Source organism: Filimonas lacunae, from assembly GCF_002355595.1.
Classification (GTDB): domain Bacteria; phylum Bacteroidota; class Bacteroidia; order Chitinophagales; family Chitinophagaceae; genus Filimonas; species Filimonas lacunae.
Window position 1 is genome coordinate 3,716,471 of sequence record NZ_AP017422.1, and the last position, 17,199, is coordinate 3,733,669.

The window sequence follows — 17,199 nt, forward strand, 5'->3', positions numbered from 1 at the left end:
TGTTTGAGTATATAAAATATTAAAATAAATACCTATACTACTAACCTCACAGCATTACTATATCTCCACTTTTGTAGTGCAACCAAAATTAATATTCTACATTAACAAATAAAATAACTGTTTTCAGTTATTTTGTTGTTCACTTTTATGGTAGCAAACCTATTTTCAAATGTTTTTATAATGTAACATTAGTCATTCATCCATTGGAAATCAGCACACATTTTGGCGTTGTCCACAAAATACTTTAGAACCCGGGCGGTGCTTTCAAACCCTATAAGACAATTTGCAGGCAAAGTAGCCTTCACTTTGGTAGCTACCTGCACAGTTACTTTCGCAGCACTCTTTTTTCGGCCTGCTGCCATATAATAATGTTTTCCTTTTTTCATATCAATATACTTAACTACGTATTGCTCCTCCATCCCTCCCCACCAGCTCCAAGGCCTTTTCCAATACCGGATCGCGATCGTTTACCATATCCTCCACCGTACAGGGCACTTTCACATCAATAGGTATTCCGCAGCGTTGCGTCTCTCTCCCATCAGGAAAATAGATACCCAGACCAGAGAACGCTATGGCATAGCCACCAGGCAATAGGGTTCGGGTTACATTGCCGTCTGCACCTGCGGAGGGTGTGCCTATTACGATTACGTGGCTGGCGGTAAGCAGGGTCATGCAAGCCCACTCCGCGGCGCTTTGGGTTCTGCTGTCTACCAATAGCAGCACCTTTCCTTTGTAGGCGTTGGGGTTAGGCTTGCCTACCTGGTGGTAGCTGGTTCCTTCGTTCGCAACGGTATAGTGAAATCTGCCGGGGTAGCTGTAATCGGGGTAGGTAATCCGGGCGTATAGCGCTGGCCGGGGCAGCAGGTAATTGGGTACACGATAGATGCCGGCTCCGTTGGCGGGATAGTTGCGCATATCAAATATAATGGCTTTGGCAGGCATCAGCAACTGCATGATGCTATCCAGATTGCGGCTAGTGAGGTTGCTGAAAAACACATAGCCGATATTGCCGTTCAGCATCTTGCAGGTATCGCTGCTGCGCATGTGAAAAAAATGGAGATAGTCTTTTAAAAAATCCCTTTCTACCTGCTGTAAATTGGCGCTCATCTTTGTTCCATCTTTATTGGTACCGCGGTAATGGGCCTTGCGGGCAAAGGTGTTGAGCACAAAGGCGTGCATGGTTTTCAGCTTTCCCCCAGCGTTGGAAGCAGGCACATACGGCCAGTACTTTTTTATCAATTGCCGGATGGGTACGCCGTTGACATGCGTAAGCACCGCGCCCACCTGCAGGCCGGAAGGGCGGGTAAGGTTACTGTTGGTCAGTTGCGTGACTACGGCTTTGCCCGCTACCAACCGGAAATAAAAAGGAGGTGCATACTTACCGGCGATGGTGTGGTACACTTCCGGCCACAAGCCTCCGTGTGAGTCGTTAATAGCAGCGGCCATGCGGGCGATACACTGGTGCCAGCTAAGGGTATCTTTGGCGTGGATGACAACGGGTATCAGCTGGCGCAGCACATTTTGCCAGGGTTGACCAATGGCGTATTTGTAGGGATAATAGTATTGTATCACGTTCCAGAACCGGAACAGCGCTAACAGGCGGTAATGCACATCGGGCAGTAGCATCTGTTTGTAAGGCTGCTCGTTAGGGGTGGTAACAGTGCTGTCTGTGCCATCGCCGGGAAGGGCATAATAGTTCATGCCTCTATGGGGGTGCGTGGCTATGTAGTAAACCTGTTGCTGTTGCCCTGGGGTGAGGTAGTGGCACTGGTGTATCCAGCGGAGCGTATGGTTTCTGTAGCGCATAGGGTTATCAGCCTGGGGGGCATACCAGGCGGCGGTATCTTTTCCGGGTACTGCCAATAGCGCGGCTATGGTGGTGGTGAAGGGTGTGGTATGCCTGGGGTTGAGTACCTGTTGCAGGGAGGAAACCAGCACACTGTCCCAGTTATAACGCCCGCTGGCAACGGTGGGGTGATAGTATTTTAATAGTCCCCATACCTGGGCCAGTTCGGCCAGCTGGCGCACTTGTGTTTTAGACTGTGCGTTGCCGTGGGTGGTAGCTATCAACAGCAGTAGCGCGAGGCAGATTCTTTTCATGGTTCAATATTAGTTGGGCCGGGTGTGGCGGGGATATTTGTTCGATGAACCTGGTGAACGGCTGGCTGAACAGGCGGGTTACCTGTTTCAACGGGTGAAATAAAAAGTTCACCCAAAAAGTTTCGGCTATTTACCGGGGATTGGTATTTTACCGCATGCAACGTTCACGCCGTGTACTTACCTATCAACAGAAAAGCCTGGTGGCGGAGTGTGTATTCCTGCTGGTGATTGGGGTGTTAAGTCCGTTTGCAGTAGGATGGCAGATCTACCCTCAACTGTCATTTATCCTCAGCCTGGTACTGCTTAATATTTTCCAGTTGCCCGCTATTGTGTTGTTTTACCGGGTATACCTCCCCTACACTATTGGTAAGGGCCGGTACTGGCTGGGGGTGGGATTGTTTCCGTTGTATATACTGGTGTATGAACTGGGTTCGCGGCTCAGCAGTATCCTGTTGATTCACGTGCCGTTGATCCCGCAGGGTTATCGCCAGCGGCTGGCCAGTGCGCACCCGGAGAACCTGACGCAGGGGTATTTTAACCAGTCGCTCGGTTACACCTGTTTAGTGCTGCTGGCAGCTTCTTCGTTGTATGTGGTAAAGCTGTTGTTTAAAAACCAGCACCACCTGCACACCGTAGCCACGCAGAAGCTGCAACTGGAACTGGGCCAGTTGAAAAATCAGGTACAGCCACATTTCTTCTTTAACACGCTCAACAATATCTACAGCCTTAGCGTACAGCAATCACCCGATGCGCCCCGGATGATAGAGGGCTTATCGGCTATTATGCGGTATGTGCTGTATGAGTGTAGCCACGATACCGTACCGCTGGAACAGGAGGTGGCATTTATTAAAAACTATATCCACCTCGAAAACCTACGGCATAGCGCCACGGATGTAATTGATTTCAGTATCCAGGGCACTATCAGCGGCACCGTTATTGAACCGCTGTTGTTGATGCCTTTGATTGAAAACACATTTAAGCATGCGCTGCATCAGCACGCAGCAGAAAAATGGGTGAAGCTGGTATTGTCGGTAGATGAGAAGGAACTGATCTTCCAAACCTGTAACCCGCAAAACCAACCGCACATGCAAACAGCAAACCCCTACGGGGGCATTGGCCTGGCCAATGTGCGCAAACGCCTGGCATTGCTGTACCCTGGCCGGCACGACCTGGTTATTCACGACGAACCGGAGACCTTTACTGTAACCTTAGTAATTAGCTTTACATGACCCATTGTATTGTAGTAGATGACGAACCCCTGGCCAGGCAACTGATTGTTTCTTATATTGACCAGCTGCCTAACCTGCATTGCCTGGGCAGCTACGCGAACGCACTGGACGCGCTGGCAGCACTGAACAGCCACCCGGTAGAAGTACTATTTCTGGACATAGACATGCCCGGCATCAGCGGAATGAGCTTTATACGCAGCATCAAACACATACCTAAAGTAGTGTTTATTACCGCACATGCGGAATTTGCTGTAGAGGCCTTTGAACTGGAAGCTGCGGATTACCTGGTAAAACCCGTATCGTTTGACCGCTTTTTAAAATCGGTGCAGAAGATAACCCAACCCACCCGGCCCGAAGCATCCGACACTCCCCCGGCATCACATATCTTTATTAAGGTAGATAAGCGCCTGGTAAAAGTGGACTTTGCAGAGATTCGCTATATAGAAGCCATGGGTGATTACCTGAAAATACATATAGCCGGCGCTACTATGGTGAGTTATATGACCATTGGCAAGATGGAAGCACTGCTGCCCGCGAACAGGTTTATACGAATACACAGGAGCACTATTATTCATGCAGATTTTATACAGTATGTAGAAGGGAATTATGTGGCAGTAGCCGGTGCACAGCTGGCTATTGGATTAACGTATAAGGAAGGGATGTTAAAAAGGTTGGGGTGAAAGACTCAGGAACAAGGATTATGGTTAAGGAGAGAAAACAGAGAAAGCTATTATGACACATCTATTTTTACACCGCTTACGGGAGTGTTTTCTCCTACATTTCTCCGCCTGATTTCTTTTTTGCACGATCATTTTTTTAGCCCAAAAATGATATTATCCTAATAGAATAAAGTATGTTTACAAAATCTGTAAGAGACATGTAAAAGTTCTTCAAAAGGTATCTTAACATGTTTTTTTAAGGGTTTAGGGTTGGCTCAAAGTTTCTACTTTGAGCCTTTTGTTTATAAGCATTTCAGACTACAAACACTTTCAAATATTCATTAAACAAGTTGTTTTTATATATGTTTTACTTATTAATTTAAGTAAAACATTAAGCACATGAAAGATCACCTTACATCAGGCTTATTTCAACAGGCTAAAGATGGAAATACTATAGTATAACAGCTAAAACAAACAGGGCGTCTCATTCATAAATGAGACGCCCTGTTTATTATGTAAAGAATGCCATTTTATTTAACATCCGCTGCCGGCGCTACCGCCCCCTTATCTATCCATAACTTGAATGTATTATAAAAATCATCATAGCTCATAGGCGGCAAGCTGCGGCCATCGCCAGGCGCCCAGGCCCATTTTACCAGGTCGGTTTTCATATGGGCTACCAGGTCTTTCAGCGTTTTGCCGTCGTTCATTTGCCTGTTTTTAATCTGCAGGGCCAGTTCGCGTGCAGTTTTGCCCTGGAATACCATTTTCATATGCGAAGGAGGTAAATGCCAGTTGGGCACGCCCGGCGGCATGTTTAAGCCGGGCGTATTAGTGCTTTGGTGGCAGTTGGTACACTTCATAGCATACAAGCCCTTGCCTTCGGGGCCGCGTTGCACACCTTGTGTATGCAAATGACTGTCATCGCCCTGCAAAGGCACATCGCCCGTGGGATGGCAGTTCATACACCGTGGAGACATAAACACCTTGTATACTTTCAGGAAGGCCTGTTGCGACAGCACGCTGTCGCTTTCCACAACAGCTACGGCAGTGGTAGCAGCCCTGGCCTTTTTGCGCGCGCCTTTGCCCCCATCTTCCCTAAAAGAAAATATCAGCACTGCAAAGCCCGCAATTATCAGCATGGACAACAGCGTAATGCGTTTGGGTTTTGCCCATGACAAAAAACGGTTAGTCATAACTATCATTCATTTTTCGTGATCGTTTGTAATTCTATCTGTTACACTATCTAAGCTTTCACCAGGTCGGATGGCTGCAAAGGCAATTGCCTTACGCGCTTACCGGTGGCGGCAAAAATGGCATTGGCTATGGCTGGTGCCACCGGTGGCACACCAGGCTCGCCGGCACCGCCCATTTGCTCGTTGCTATCTACAATATGCACTTCTATGGCCGGCGCTTCGTTCATACGCACCATTTTATAGTCGTGAAAATTGCGTTGTTTTACCCGGCCCTTTTCTAACGAAATTTCGCCGTATAAAAAAGCAGTGAGGGCGAAAATGACACAGCCTTCCATTTGCGACTTCACGCCATCGGGGTTCACCGCCAGGCCGCAATCAATAGCACACGTTACCTTATGCACCCGCAACTGTCCGTTTTGAATGGATATTTCGGCCACCTGGGCTACATAAGAACGAAAGCTTTCATGCACCGCCACACCATGATAATGCCCTGCCGGCAATGGCTTGCCCCACCCTGCTTTTTCTGCAGCAAGGTTCAGCGCTGCCAGGTGCCTTTTGCTTTTAAGCAGGCTGTTGCGATAAGCTACCGGGTCTTTACCTGCTGCAAAGGCCAGTTCATCTATCATCGTTTCCATTACATACCCTGTATGCGTATTCCCTACCGAGCGCCACCACAACACCGGCACCGGCAATTCGGGCGATTGCAGCTGTATCAGCTTATCCGGCACATCTGCGAGGTAAGCAGAATCTTTAATACCTTCTACCGAGCTTTCATCCGGCTTGCTTTTGTCGGGCGGACCAAACAAAGTGTATTGATTCATAATAGACTGACCCACTATACTATGTTGCCATGCGGCCGGAAAGCCGTTAGCACCCAGGCCTACGTGTACCTTATGCAAAAAGGCAGCACGGTAATAACCGCTGCGCATATCATCTTCCCGCGTCCACACCATTTTAATAAACTTGCCGCTGGCCCTGGCTATTTCCACTGCTTCCAGTACAAAGTCGGCCGTAGGACTGGCCCTTCTGCCAAATGCCCCGCCCAGGAAGGTGGTGTTCACCTTTACCTTTTCGGCAGGTAGTCCCAACAGTTTAGCCGCCGCTTGCTGATCGCCACCGGGCAATTGTGTACCTGTCCATATTTCGCAATGGTCATCGCTGATTTTTACGGTACAGTTCAACGGCTCCATGGGGGCATGTGCCAGGTAAGGAAACGTATATTCGGCCTGTATTGATGTTACGTTACCTGCAAGCGCCTGCGCGGCATTACCGGTTTGTTCCGCTACCAGTCCTTTTTCATTGGCCAGCCTGCGGTAGTCTTCCAGCAAGGAATTACTATCAATAGCTTCACCCGGGCCCAGGTTCCATTGTATCTGCAACAGATCGCGCGCCTGTTTGGCAGCCCAGAAATGATCGGCCACTACTGCCACCCCGGTGGGTATCTGCACAATATCCCGCACACCTTTCACCGCTTTGGCAGCACTGGCATCGAAGGAACGTACTTTAGCGCCAAATACGGGGCCATGCGCCACTACCGCTATCAGCATGCCGGGAAAATGTACGTCTAAACCAAAGATGGCCGACCCATCCGACTTTGCTTTACCATCCAGCCGGTTCTTTTCCTTACCAATCAGTTTCCAGTTGGCCTTATCTTTCAGCTGCACCTTTTGCGGTACCGGCAGGGCGGCCGCCGCATTGGCCAGTTGGCCATAGCTGGCACGTTTATCACCCGCTATTACATAACCATTTTCTGTGCGGCAGGAAGCGGGTGATACACCCAGCTTTTTAGCCCCTGCTTCTACCAGCATAGCCCTGGCCGTAGCACCCGCATTGCGGTAACGGTCAAATTCGGAATAAGTGGTGCTGGAACCGCCCGTTATCTGCAATCCAAAAGCTGTATGCAGGTAAGGCTTGCCTGGCGGCGCATGCTGTACGGTAACCTTGCTCCAGTCGCAATCCAGTTCTTCCGCAATCAACATGGGCAAAGTAGTCCATATACCCTGTCCCATTTCTACGTGGGCCAGTATCACCTGCACCGTGTTATCCGGCAGGATATTTAAATAAGCATTCGGCTGAAAAGCATTACTCAACGGGTCGGCATCGGGCACAAACCTTTTGGCGCCGGCCGGTATAAAAAACGAAAGCACCAGGCCGCCACTGAGCAGGCCCCCGGTTTTTAAAAAGTTGCGACGGGAATACGATGTTGTTTCGCTCATTGTACACCTCCTTTATTTTGCAGTTGCGCTGCATGATGAATAGCCTGGCGTATACGGGGATAGGTACCGCAACGGCAAATATTGCCGCTCATGGCCGCATCAATATCTTCATCGGTGGGATGCGGGTTTTCACGCAGCAGCACGGCGGCCGACATAATCTGCCCGCTCTGGCAATAACCACACTGCGGCACATCCATAGCCGCCCAGGCCTGTTGCAATGGATGCAGGTGTTGTTGTCCAATACCTTCAATGGTAATCACTTTCTGGCCCTCGGCCCGCTTTACCGGTGTAACACAGGAACGCACGGCTTCTCCATTCAGGTGAACCGTACAAGCCCCGCACTGCGCCATACCGCAGCCGAATTTGGTACCCGTTAAATGCAGTACATCCCGCAATACCCAAAGCAGGGGCATAGCAGGATCCACGTCCACAGTATAGGAGTGGTTGTTGATGGTTAGTTTCATGTACGCGTGTATTATTTATAATCTATCAGAAAATCAGTTTATCACTATCTTATAGTTACCGCAGCTGTTACAGGCAATACTTCAAAATTAACAGACCCGTAAAAAGATTATTTATAGAATTCAAACAGTTACTTACGAAAATCAAATACTTTAAATCAGCAACCGGTTTAAAAGTTAACACCATCCATATAACTTTTGTTCAACGCCGCTATAGATCAGTAATAATGGTAGTTATATCAGTGATTATGGTAGAAGTATCAGTAAAATGTATAAAATACGAACAACAGTATGGGCCGATATTTGTGCATCTGTCTGGCTGTGCGGCAGGCACCCTACAATACCGGCTGCATGGCAGGTAACTGATGAGATGTTTGAATTTTGTAAGGAATGGTGTTTTTTTCATAATAGGCATTTGTTGTATTTGTATAGTTTTATGCAAGAACTGTCTTATACCTATTTAATGTAGCAGCATCCGCAACAAACCAGTAATTCTGCTTGTATTGCAATAACAACCAATGAATTGATGATAGTTTATGGAAAAACAGAAGTATAGCCGACGATTCTTTTTAGGCACCTCGTCCATGGCGGCAGCCCTGGCGCTGGTACCCAGCGGTATCAAAGCCTTTTACCAGGATTTGAAAACACGCCTTCTTCCCGTTAAAAGCATTCAAACGCTTTCTTTAATCGTTAACAAAAAAACGTACACCGTAAAAGCCGATACCCGCACTACCCTGCTGGATCTGCTGCGGGAAGAACTGGAATTGACCGGTACTAAAAAAGGTTGCGACCATGGCCAATGCGGCGCCTGTACCGTACATGTAAATGGCGAAAGAGTACTCAGCTGCCTTACCCTGGCCGCAATGGTGCAGCACCAGCCTGTTACCACTATTGAGGGACTGGCCGAAGGCGACCAGCTACACCCTATGCAACAGGCTTTTATTGAATGCGACGGCTTCCAGTGTGGTTATTGCACCCCCGGACAGATTATGTCGGCCGTGGCCTGCGTAAACGAAGGACATACGCATTCGGTAGAAGAGATCAAAGAATTTATGAGCGGCAATCTTTGCCGTTGCGGCGCCTATAACGGTATTGTAGAATCTATTCAAAAAGTAGCCAGATGAAACCATTCACTTTACGCAAACCCAACGATGTAAAACAGGCGCTCTCCGGCAAAAGAAGCGGCGAGCAGTTTATAGCAGGCGGCACCAACCTGGTAGACCTGATGAAGAAACATATTACCGAACCGGAGGCGCTGCTGGATGTGAGCGCCGCCCTTTCCAATACCATACAAACCACTGCCGGCGGCATACGCATTGGCGCTATGGCGCGCAACAGCCATGTGGCCGGGCATGCGGATATACAGGCTCATTTTCCCCTGCTATCCAAAGCCATACTGGCGGGGGCTTCTCCACAAATCAGAAACATGGCCTCCACAGCCGGCAACCTGCTGCAACGCACCCGCTGCCCGTATTTCTACGATATCACTTTACCCTGTAACAAAAGAAAACCGGGAAGTGGCTGCGGAGCCTTACAAGGCGAAAACAGGATGCAGGCTATTGCAGGTTACAGCGAACAATGTGTGGCCGTGCACCCATCGGATATGTGTGTAGCGCTGGCTGCATTGGATGCAACTGTTGTAATAACAGATGCTGCACACAAAACCAGCACCATTCCGTTTGCACAGTTTCACCGGCTGCCAGGCACCACGCCGGATAAAGACAATAACCTGCCCGCACATGCGCTGATAACGGCGGTAGATATACCCAACAATGCTTTTTATAAAAACTACGCCTACCTGAAAGTACGCGACCGTACCTCGTATGCGTTTGCACTGGTATCGGTAGCTGCTGCATTGCAACTGAACGGCTCCAGGATTATAGCCGCACGCCTTGCCTCTGGCGGTGTAGCCCACAAACCCTGGCGCTGGCAGGAAGCCGAAGCGTATTTACAGGGCAAAGAAGCCAATGCAGCTACCTTCAGCGAAGCCGCTGCCATAGCGGTGCGCAGTACAAAACCCTTATCGCAGAACGGCTTTAAAGTACCTATGCTGCAAGGCGCTATTGCCACTGCCTTACAAAATTGTTTAACCGCTTAACACCCGCATGTATGAGATTTTTTGAGAATCAGCCGTTGGTAAATAATGCACCGGAAGGCCGTGTGGAAGGCGTAGCCAAAGTAACCGGCAGCGGTAAATATGCCGCAGAGTATAAGGTAGCCAACCAATGCTATGCTGTGCTGGTGGGCAGCACTATTGCCGCCGGTACCATCAACCGCATTCATGTAGAAGAAGCCAAAGAACTGGCCGGTGTGCTGGACGTGATCACCCACCTGCACAAACCCATTGTACCCGGCATGGCTGATGCCGCCAAAATAAAAGAAAGCCGCTTTGGACTGCCCATATTACATACCGATACGGTTTATTTTAAAGGGCAGCCCATAGCCGTAGTAATAGCCGAAACACTGGAAGATGCCACCTATGCCGCCTCGCTGGTGTGGGCCGAGTACACCACCCGCGAAGCCAATGTAAACTTTGACCAGTTGCACCCTGGTGTTGCCACCAAAGCCGACGGCAAAGAACGCGGCAGTGTAAGCGCCTGGGCCGATGCCCCTTATAAAGTAGATGCCAGTTACAACATACAGCACGAAGTGCATAACCCGATGGAAATGCACGCCACCATAGCCCATTGGGAAAGTGCTGACAAACTAAAGCTGTACGATAAAAACCAGGGGGTAAATAACGTACAACGCATATTTGCCAAACTCTGGAACATACCGCCCGCTAACATTGAAGTAATCAGCGAGTTTGTAGGCGGCGGCTTTGGATCGGGCCTGCGCGTATGGCCCCATGCACTGGCCGCTATTATGGCAGCCAGACAGGTAAACCGCCCGGTGAAACTGGTGCTTACACGCCCGCAGATGTTTTTACTGGTAGGTTACCGCCCGCAATCGTGGCAACAGGTGCAGCTGGGAGCCGACAGCAACGGCCGCTTTACCGGCATCCGCCACCAGGCCAAACACAGCACTTCCCTATACGAAGATTTTAACGACGGCATTACCCGCGTTACCCGTATGGTGTACCAGATACCCAACGTAAAAACGGAAAGCGCCAATGTGCCCCTGAACCTGAGCACTCCTACCTGGATGCGTGGCCCGGGCGATTGCACCGGTGCTTTTGCTGTGGAAAGCGCTATTGATGAGTTAAGCTACCAGTTGAAAATGGACCCTGTGGCCTTGCGTTTAAAAAACCTGGCGCTGACGCAGCATCCCGAAAGCGGTAAACCCTGGAGCACTAACTTTTTAAATGAGTGTATAGAAAAAGGGGCTGCTATGATTCACTGGCAGGATCGCCAGCCGCAGCCTGCACAACAAAAAGAGGGCGACTGGGCCATCGGGTACGGCATGGCTACGGGTATGTGGAATGCAGGGCGCGGCAACGCCGGCGCTGCCATTAAAATGCAGCCCGACGGTACCATTACTGTGCAAACGGCTATGACGGATATAGGCACGGGCACAGGCACCGCCATGCAAAATATTACGCATGAACAAACCGGCATTACCAAAAGCAAAATTAAAATAGAACTGGGCCACTCTACCCTGCCCGCCGCCCCCAGCCAGGGAGGCAGCACCGGCCTGTCCAGCATCAGTGGCGCCGTGGTAGCTACCTGTAATGCTTTAAAACAAAAGCTGGCCGGTTATGCCGCCACGCAGGAAGAAGTGTATAAAAGCGCCGCGCCGGCAGACATATTGTTATCCGACACGGGCATTTCTTACCAGACCCATAACCATCATTTTATCAGTTATAACTCTTTGTTTGAAAAGAACCACCTTACCGAAGTAGAAGTAGAAGCCAGTGCAGGCCCCGGTGCCGAAAGGCAGCAATACGCCTTCTGCTCTTCTGCCGCACATTTTTGCCGCGTAAAAGTGAATATTAAAACAGGTAAGGTAAAAATAGATAAGATGGTGGCCGTGGTGGACGGCGGAAGGATTGTAAACGAAAAAGCTGCTGCCAACCAGGTTTCGGGCGCAGCAGTAGGCGGTATTGGCATGGCCCTGATGGAAGAACAGGCCGTTGACCACCGCTATGCCAGCCTGGTGGGTAACGACCTCGCAGGCTATCACTTTGCGGTAAATGCAGATGCCCCCATTATTGAAGTGGCTTTTATTAACAAGCCCGATACCAACAGCAACCCCAGTGGTGCCAAGGGTTTGGGCGAGGTAGGTATTATAGGTTCTGCGGCGGCAATAGCCAACGCCATCTATCACGCCACAGGTAAACGCCTGCGCAACCTGCCTGTTACACCGGATAAAATATTACTGGCTTAACGGAATGAAAGAAATAAAACAGATTATACAAGCTTACCGGCAGGCCCAACAGCAGCAAAGAAAAGTGGTGCTGGCTACCGTGGTGCATATAGAGGGCAGCGCTTACCGCGCGCCGGGCGCACGTATGCTGGTGCAGGATGACGGACGCATAACGGGCGCTGTAAGTGGTGGCTGCCTGGAAGGCGATATATTGCGTAAAGCCCTGCAGGTAATGCAGAAAGAACAACCGGTGCTCATCACCTACGATACCACAGAAGATGAAGATGCCTACAGCCTTGGCGTAAGCCTGGGCTGTAACGGCATTATACGCATATTACTGGAACCCGTGGGCAACCATGCCCATAACCCCGTGCTGCTGCTGGAAAAAGCCATCAGCACACGCACCCCTGCTGTAATAGCCACCTTCTATACCCCCGAAGATAGCAGGCATACGAAGCAAGGCACATACCTGTTGTGTAATGAAGAAGGCCAGCTGTTGCATGCAGGAAGCCATTCGCCTGCCGTTAACAAAAACGATCATCAGGCTGAAACAACTGCCAGTAACAACAGGGATGACCTACCTGCCGCCCCCATTGGCATACACCGCCTGCAACCAGATATAGCGCAGGTGTTTGCCCTGCAAAGCAATGCATTTATAGCCTATGCCCCCGATACCGCCACCACAGCGGCTTATACTGCCTTCCTGGAATATTTAGCCCCCGCCCCTGCCTTAATAATAGCCGGTGCCGGAAACGATGTATTACCTGTAGTGCAGGTAGCTGAGATACTGGGCTGGGATATCACCCTGGTAGATGGCCGGCCGGCTTATGCCAGCCAGGCGCGCTTTCCCACATGCCGCATACAGGTATCGCCCGCCAGCAATCCGTTAGGCCAGGTGCCTTGCGATGCGCATACGGCTATTTTGCTAATGACGCATAACTACCAGTATGATAAAGCGGCTTTGCAACAGGCCCTGCAAACCAATGCTGCCTATATAGGTATACTTGGCCCTGCCAAAAAACGCAACCGTTTATTGCAGGAATTACAGGAAGAAGGCATTGCTGTTACACCACAACAGGAGCAACGCATTTATGGCCCCATGGGGCTGGATATAGGCGCAGAAACACCCGAAGAAATTGCCCTGTCTATTATCAGCGGCATTAAAGCTGTGTTTGCGCAACGCAACGGCAATGCACTGCGCAGCCAGAAGGGCAGCATTCATCAACGCAACACCCGCATCAGCAGCCCTTTGGAAACCTACGGCGTATTACTGCTGGCCGCCGGCCAAAGCAAGCGCCTGGGCAGCCCCAAGCAGCAACTGATGTATAAGGGCGATACTTTATTAAGAAATGCCACCCGCACAGCCTGCGCCTTACAGGCCGCAGCCACGGTAGTAGTGGCCGGAGAAAATGCAGCCGGTATACAGCAACAGCTACAGGATATGCCTGCTATAGTGATACCGAACGAACAATATGCCGAAGGCATGGCCAGCAGCATACGCGCAGGCGTACAATACCTTACCGGCCACTATCCGCAATTGCAGCATATACTGGTAATGCTGTGCGACCAGCCCTACCTTACCACACAGCACCTGCGCCTGTTGCTGCACCGGCAACAAAGTACCGGGGCAGCTATCACCGCCAGTTACTACGCCAACCGTAAGGGCGTACCTGCTTTGTTTCACCAGCAACAGTTTGCTGCATTGCTGCAACTGGAAGGTGATACGGGCGCCAAACACCTGATAGAAGCCCTGGGTAACGAAGTGGAGCAGGTAGCGTTTGCCGCATTGGCCAACGATATTGACGATAACAATGCTTACTGGCAATTAATAGCAGCGGCAGAACAGACAAAAGAGAAGCATGATTACAGACAGCTATAACAGAGTACACGATTACCTGCGCATATCGCTTACCGACCTCTGCAATCTACGGTGCAGCTATTGCATGCCCGAAGAAGACTATCCTTTTATGCCCGCAGCGCAACTGATGCAACCGGCCGAAATAGCAGAGATAGTAAAGATATTTGCAGCGGAAGGAGTAACCAAAGTGCGTTTAACAGGTGGTGAGCCGCTGGCCCGGAAAGACTTTGACGATATTCTTTTTCGCTTACAGCAACTGCCTGTAAAATTAACCCTTACCACCAATGCCACTTTATTGCACCGGCATATAGATCAATTGCTGGAAGCAGGTGTAAGCAGCCTTAACATTAGCCTGGATACACTGCAGGCCCCAAGGTTCTTTTCCCTTACACGACGCGACCGTTTTTTTCAAACCAGGGAAAACATTCAACTGGCCTTGCAAAAAGGGTTGCAAACCAAAATAAACATGGTGGTAATGAAGGGCGTGAATGAAGCGGAAATTCCGGACTTTATTGAATGGACCCGGCATTCGCCCATAGAAGTTCGCTTTATAGAATTCATGCCTTTTGCCGGCAACCACTGGTCGGGCACACAGGTGTTTTCGAAGCAGGAGATACTGGAACTGGTGCAACAGCATTACTCTATTACTCCCCTGCCTGTTCCCCCACACTCTACCAGTACCCCTTACCAGATACCAGGGTTCCAGGGTTCTTTTGCTATTATCAGCACCATGAGCACACCTTTTTGTGCAGGCTGTAACCGGATGCGACTGACCGCCGATGGCAAAATGAAAAATTGTTTATTTTCAAAAGAAGAAACCAATCTGCTGCAAGCCTTACGGGAAGGAAAGCCCCTGCTACCACTGATACAAACCAACATATTGGGCAAAGCCGAAAAGCTGGGTGGCCAGTTTAGCGGGCAGGCTTATAAACACCTGGAAGGAGACAAACTTGTAAACAGGAGCATGATAAGCATAGGAGGATAAAACAAATAAACATGACCAACCAACTGATTACCGTATCAGAAGCCAAAGCTATTATAAACCGGTTACCGCTTACCCCGCAAACCGTGCTTACCTCACTACCGGCAGCGGCAGGCAGCGTGTTGGCGCAAGACCTTCATGCGCTGATAGATATACCTGCTTTTAACCAATCGGGCATGGATGGGTATGCCTTTGCCTTTGCCGATCTTGACACCTACAACCATTCATTGCAAATAGTAAGTAAAATAGCAGCCGGCAGCGGCGAGCGTATTACGTTGCAGCCCGGCCAGGCAGCACGGGTATTTACCGGCGCTCCGCTACCTGAAGGCAGCGATACGGTGGTAATGCAGGAAAACACTACAATAAATAACGGGCAACTTTATATAACGCAACCTACCCTGCAAAAGGGAGATAACTTTCGCCCTGCAGGTTCTGAAATACAAAAAGGCCAGCTGGCTTTATCTAAAGGCACGGTAATTACACCCGGCACCATCGGCTTTCTGGCAGGTATGGGCTATGCACAGGTACCGGTATATGCCCCACCTAAAATAGCCCTGCTGGTAACAGGCGACGAACTGCAATCGCCCGGCACCCCGCTGCAATACGGCCAGGTGTACGAAGCTACTTCTGTCATGCTGGAAGCCCTGTTGTTACAAATGGGTATTACTGTAACTACCACCTATGTACCTGATAGCCTGGATGCCACTATTGCCGCACTGGACAGCGCCTTACAGCAGGCAGACATTATACTGCTTACCGGCGGGGTAAGTGTTGGTGAATTTGATTTTGTAGTGCGCGCTGCACAAAGCTGCGGTGTGCAGCAACTGTTTCACCGCGTGCTGCAGCGTCCCGGCAAACCTTTATACGCCGGTGTAAAGCTGGAGAAAACCGTAATAGGCTTACCGGGTAACCCCTCATCGGTGCTTACCTGTTTTTACCAGTATGTATGGCCCCTGTTACGAAAGCTTACCGGCCACAACGATCAGCTGCAGCAGTTACAAGCGCCACTGGCAGGCCCGCACAGGAAGCCCCATGCATTACGGCATTTTTTAAAAGGCCAGTATGCCAACGGGCGTGTTACCTTATTGCCCGCACAGGAATCGTACCGCATGCGCAGCTTTGCCGTAGCCAACTGCCTGGTAGAGTTGCCGGAACCCGCCGCTACCTACGAAGAAAACGACCTTGTACATCTTTATTTATTACCGCAATATGGATAATCATGTTTGGATATACCCGCTGTTATTAGCAGTGGCTTTTTTATACTCCTCCGTAGGGCATGGTGGCGCCAGCGGCTACCTGGCCCTGATGGCATTGTTTGGCGTAGAAGCAGCCGTAATGAAGCCTACCGCCTTACTGTTAAACCTGTTTGTATCACTTACCTCTTTTATATTTTATTACCGGGGCAAATATTTTAACCTGCGCCTGTTTTTACCGCTGGCCATTGCCTCTATGCCTATGGCTTATGTGGGTGGCGCCATGGCTATACATGATACCCTGTATAAAAAAATGCTGGGCATCTTTTTACTGATACCGGTGGCGCGTTTTCTTTTTTTCCGCGATATAGAAGTCAACCGCACCACACGTCCGCCGGTAATAGCCCTGCTGTGCATAGGCGCTGCCATTGGCCTGTTATCGGGCATGCTGGGCATTGGAGGAGGGGTAATACTATCACCGGTGTTACTGCTGCTGCGCTGGACCGATCAGAAGCAGGCAGCAGCCATCAGCGCGTTGTTCATTTTTGTAAATTCTTTGTCGGGCCTGATGGGCCAGTTCACCAAAGGCATATCCTTTAGCCCCGAAATGACCATCTATGTAGCCATCGCGTTTTGTGGCGGACTACTGGGCTCTTATTTCGGCGCTATCCGGTTTCCGCAAAAAACCATTAAGCTGTTGCTGGCACTGGTGCTGGCCGTAGCGGCATTTAAATTGTTTTTACCTAATTTATTATGAGCCAGATTTCTGTATATTTTTTTGGCCGGTTAACGGATATCACTGGCAGCAGCCGGCTGCAAATGCCATTGGCCAACGATACCGATGCGTTGCAGCAGCAACTACTGCAACGCTTTCCGCTGCTGCAACAGGCTACGTATATAATTACCGTTAACCGTATCATCATCAGCCAGTGTACCCCGTTACATGCACAGGCCGAGGTGGCCTTACTACCTCCTTTTTCGGGGGGCTAAAACTAAATGG

The 17,199-nt window shown here is 49.9% G+C and carries 15 protein-coding genes; 10 read left to right on the forward strand and 5 right to left on the reverse strand.

What is annotated here, in order from left to right; genetic code table 11:
- Positions 1-188: 188 nt before the first annotated feature.
- Both FLA_RS14705 and FLA_RS14710 read right to left on the reverse strand, forming a co-directional pair.
- Positions 189-386 (reverse strand): hypothetical protein, encoded by a 198-nt coding sequence (locus tag FLA_RS14705; RefSeq protein WP_148666370.1) that lies wholly within the window; start codon positions 384-386, stop codon positions 189-191.
- A gap of 10 nt (positions 387-396) precedes the next feature.
- Positions 397-2,100, reverse strand: a complete 1,704-nt coding sequence (locus FLA_RS14710; RefSeq protein WP_076378026.1) for a S41 family peptidase — start codon at positions 2,098-2,100, stop codon at positions 397-399.
- Between the two features lie 155 nt (positions 2,101-2,255).
- On the opposite strand from FLA_RS14710, the gene FLA_RS14715 reads away from it, so the two are divergent.
- Complete coding sequence (locus tag FLA_RS14715) at positions 2,256-3,329, forward strand: sensor histidine kinase (RefSeq protein ID WP_076378024.1); 1,074 nt, start codon at positions 2,256-2,258, stop codon at positions 3,327-3,329.
- Positions 3,326-4,009: a LytR/AlgR family response regulator transcription factor gene (locus FLA_RS14720; RefSeq protein WP_076378022.1), complete on the forward strand. Its 684-nt coding sequence runs from the start codon at positions 3,326-3,328 to the stop codon at positions 4,007-4,009. Before FLA_RS14715 ends, FLA_RS14720 begins: the two co-directional genes overlap by 4 nt.
- Positions 4,010-4,518: 509 nt before the next feature.
- Here FLA_RS14720 and FLA_RS14725 read toward each other — a convergent pair.
- Genes FLA_RS14725 through FLA_RS14735 form a run of 3 tightly spaced genes read right to left on the reverse strand, consistent with a single transcriptional unit; the run spans position 4,519 to position 7,864 of the window.
- Positions 4,519-5,184, reverse strand: coding sequence for a hypothetical protein (locus FLA_RS14725; protein WP_197705903.1), 666 nt, complete (start codon positions 5,182-5,184; stop codon positions 4,519-4,521).
- Positions 5,185-5,234: 50 nt separating this feature from the next.
- The gene (locus tag FLA_RS14730; protein ID WP_076378018.1) at positions 5,235-7,400 is read right to left on the reverse strand and encodes a xanthine dehydrogenase family protein molybdopterin-binding subunit; all 2,166 of its coding nucleotides are present in this window, start codon (positions 7,398-7,400) and stop codon (positions 5,235-5,237) included.
- Positions 7,397-7,864, reverse strand: a complete 468-nt coding sequence (locus FLA_RS14735; protein ID WP_076378016.1) for a (2Fe-2S)-binding protein — start codon at positions 7,862-7,864, stop codon at positions 7,397-7,399. The genes FLA_RS14730 and FLA_RS14735 overlap by 4 nt, the downstream gene beginning before the upstream one ends.
- 533 nt (positions 7,865-8,397) lie before the next feature.
- Here FLA_RS14735 and FLA_RS14740 point away from each other — a divergent pair.
- Genes FLA_RS14740 through FLA_RS14775 form a run of 8 tightly spaced genes read left to right on the forward strand, consistent with a single transcriptional unit; the run spans position 8,398 to position 17,189 of the window.
- Entirely contained in the window at positions 8,398-8,985 is a 588-nt protein-coding gene (locus FLA_RS14740; protein ID WP_076378014.1) for a (2Fe-2S)-binding protein, read from the forward strand.
- The gene (locus tag FLA_RS14745) at positions 8,982-9,959 is read left to right on the forward strand and encodes an FAD binding domain-containing protein (protein ID WP_076378012.1); all 978 of its coding nucleotides are present in this window, start codon (positions 8,982-8,984) and stop codon (positions 9,957-9,959) included. Before FLA_RS14740 ends, FLA_RS14745 begins: the two co-directional genes overlap by 4 nt.
- Positions 9,960-9,970: 11 nt before the next feature.
- The gene (locus tag FLA_RS14750) at positions 9,971-12,187 is read left to right on the forward strand and encodes a xanthine dehydrogenase family protein molybdopterin-binding subunit (RefSeq protein WP_076378010.1); all 2,217 of its coding nucleotides are present in this window, start codon (positions 9,971-9,973) and stop codon (positions 12,185-12,187) included.
- Positions 12,188-12,191: 4 nt separating this feature from the next.
- On the forward strand, positions 12,192-14,045 hold the full coding sequence (locus tag FLA_RS31485; RefSeq protein ID WP_076378008.1) for an XdhC family protein: 1,854 nt from the start codon (positions 12,192-12,194) through the stop codon (positions 14,043-14,045).
- Positions 14,026-15,009, forward strand: coding sequence for a GTP 3',8-cyclase MoaA (gene moaA, locus FLA_RS14760; RefSeq protein ID WP_076378006.1), 984 nt, complete (start codon positions 14,026-14,028; stop codon positions 15,007-15,009). The genes FLA_RS31485 and moaA overlap by 20 nt, the downstream gene beginning before the upstream one ends.
- Positions 15,010-15,020: 11 nt before the next feature.
- Positions 15,021-16,223, forward strand: coding sequence for a molybdopterin molybdotransferase MoeA (locus tag FLA_RS14765; protein WP_231940444.1), 1,203 nt, complete (start codon positions 15,021-15,023; stop codon positions 16,221-16,223).
- The gene (locus FLA_RS14770) at positions 16,216-16,956 is read left to right on the forward strand and encodes a sulfite exporter TauE/SafE family protein (RefSeq protein ID WP_076378004.1); all 741 of its coding nucleotides are present in this window, start codon (positions 16,216-16,218) and stop codon (positions 16,954-16,956) included. The genes FLA_RS14765 and FLA_RS14770 overlap by 8 nt, the downstream gene beginning before the upstream one ends.
- Complete coding sequence (locus FLA_RS14775) at positions 16,953-17,189, forward strand: MoaD/ThiS family protein (protein ID WP_076378002.1); 237 nt, start codon at positions 16,953-16,955, stop codon at positions 17,187-17,189. The genes FLA_RS14770 and FLA_RS14775 overlap by 4 nt, the downstream gene beginning before the upstream one ends.
- Positions 17,190-17,199 lie beyond the last annotated feature (10 nt).